At 71.0% G+C, this 2,154-nt stretch carries 2 protein-coding genes and 1 pseudogene; 2 read left to right on the top strand and 1 reads right to left on the bottom strand.

Going from position 1 to position 2,154, the window contains the following annotated elements:
- A pseudogene (locus B551_RS26160) lies at positions 1–288 on the bottom strand (hypothetical protein); the annotation flags it as partial.
- Between the two features lie 9 nt (positions 289–297).
- On the opposite strand from B551_RS26160, the gene B551_RS16745 reads away from it, so the two are divergent.
- Positions 298–1,674 (top strand): SDR family oxidoreductase, encoded by a 1,377-nt coding sequence (locus tag B551_RS16745; protein ID WP_253281371.1) that lies wholly within the window; start codon positions 298–300, stop codon positions 1,672–1,674.
- Entirely contained in the window at positions 1,662–2,135 is a 474-nt protein-coding gene (locus B551_RS16740) for a DUF2269 domain-containing protein (protein ID WP_006579860.1), read from the top strand. The genes B551_RS16745 and B551_RS16740 overlap by 13 nt, the downstream gene beginning before the upstream one ends.
- Positions 2,136–2,154: the final 19 nt, after the last annotated feature.

The following is a 2,154-nucleotide window of genomic DNA, read 5'->3' as shown; positions in this document are numbered from 1 at the left end:
GGGCGCTCGCCGCCGCTGCGGCGAGCGCCCCACCCACGCTTCGTAGAACGCGGCCCAGAATACCGACATCGCATGATGGATCACGTATCCCACCGCGGTATAGCGCCATGCCGGACCATTGGCATGGATCGCGCGATCGCCCCAGACCCAGTGGCTGACCGCATTGACCGGCGCCAGCGTGTTGCGGCAATCGAAATGGCCGCCGCAGGCCAGGGCGATGGTGGACAGCGCGCTGGCGCTGGTGCCGGAGACCAGGCTGCGGCCGACGAAATCCTGGATGGCGCTCATGTCGGTTCCTTGGAGCGGGAGGCGGCAACCGGCGGCACCGCGCGTCCCACGGTGCTGCTGACCGGCGCCAGCGGGTTCATCGGCGCCGCGATCGCCGCGGCGCTGGCACGCGCCGGCTGCCGGGTCCTCTGCGGCGTGCGCGATCCGGCGAAGGCCGCGCGCGACCTCAGCTCATGCGAATTCCGTGCCGTCGATTTCGGCGCGCTGACCGACGCGCAGGCATGGCTGCCGCTGCTCGACGGCGTGGACGTCGTCGTCAATGCGGTCGGCATCTTCGCCGAGCGCGGCGCGCAGACCTTCGAGCTGTTGCACCGGCGCGCGCCGATCGCGCTGTTCGCCGCCTGCGCGCAGGCGGACGTGCGGGCGGTGATCCAGATCTCGGCGCTGGGCGCCGACGAGCAGGCCACCACGCCGTACCACCTGAGCAAGAAGGCCGCCGACGACTACCTCGCCGGCCTCGGCATGCCCGCGGCGATCCTGCAGCCCTCGCTGGTCTACGGGCCGGGGGGGACCAGCGCGCGGATGTTCGGCACGCTGGCGACGATGCCGTTGCTGGCGTTGCCCGAGGGCGGCAGGCAGCGCGTGCAGCCGGTCCATCTGGACGACGTGGTGGCCGCGATCGTACGGCTGGCGACGATGGCCGCCGGCAATCGCGGCGCGGCCCCCGCAATGCGCACGGATTGGCCGCAAGGGCGCATCGCTGTGGTAGGACCGACTGCGCTGACCCTGCGCGACTATCTCGGCCAATTGCGCAGCACGCTCGGGCAGCCCGGCCCGCTGCGCGTGGTGCCGGTGCCCGATGCGCTGGTTCGGGCCGGTCTGCCGCTGATGACGCGGCTGGCCCCGGGGCTGCCGCTGAACCAGGATGCGCTGGCGATGCTCGCGCGCGGCAATACCGGCGATCCGGCGCCGATGCATCGGCTGCTTGGCCGGCCGCCTCGCGCCGTCGATCAATTCGTGCCGGCGCGCTGGCGCCAGGCGGCCCGCACGCAGGCCGTGCTCGGCTGGCAGTTGCCGATCCTGCGCACCGCCGTCGCGCTGGTCTGGATCGTCACCGGCATCGTCTCGCTCGGCCTCTATCCGGTCGAGGACAGCTACGCGTTGCTCGCGCGCGCCGGCGTACCGCAGGCGCTGCGGCCGCTGGCGCTGTACGGCGCGGCCGGGCTCGACCTGCTGTTGGGGCTGATGTGCTTCGCGCCCGCCCGCTGGCGCTTCCCGTGGATCTGGGCCGCGCAGGCCGCGCTGATCCTCGGCTACACCGTGATCATCAGCGTGCGGCTGCCCGAGTTCTGGCTGCATCCCTATGGTCCGCTGACCAAGAACCTGCCCATGCTGGCCGTGCTGTGGCTGCTGGGCACGCTGGAGCGCAAGCGATGGACTACATGATCGTCAAATGGATCCACGTCGTCGGCAGCACGCTGCTGTTCGGCACCGGCGTGGGCAGCGCCTTCTATCTGCTGGCCGCCACGCTGACGCGCGACAGCCACGCGGTCGCGGTGACCTCGCGCCATGTAGTGATCGCGGACTGGCTGTTCACCACGAGCACGGCGATCCTGCAGCCGGTGACCGGCTACATGCTGATGCGCATCGCCAATTTCTCGTGGGAGCTGGCGTGGCTGCGCGTATCGATCGGGCTGTACGTGATCGCCATCGCGTGCTGGCTGCCGGTGGTCTGGCTGCAGATGCGGATGCGGACCGTGTCAGCGGCCGCGGCCGGCGCGCAAACGCCGCTGCCGCCGGCCTACTGGCGGTACTTCCGCTGGTGGTTCGCGCTGGGCGTGCCGGCGCTGTTCAGCTTCCTGGCGATCTTCTATCTGATGATCGCCAAGCCGGCGACGCTGTTCTGAAGCGCGCCGGCGAAGCTGT

It is taken from the genome of Cupriavidus sp. HPC(L) (assembly GCF_000307735.3).
In the GTDB taxonomy this organism is placed as follows: Bacteria; Pseudomonadota; Gammaproteobacteria; order Burkholderiales; family Burkholderiaceae; genus Cupriavidus.
Note: the sequence above shows the minus strand (reverse complement) of the source record. Positions and strands in the feature narration are given on the sequence as shown.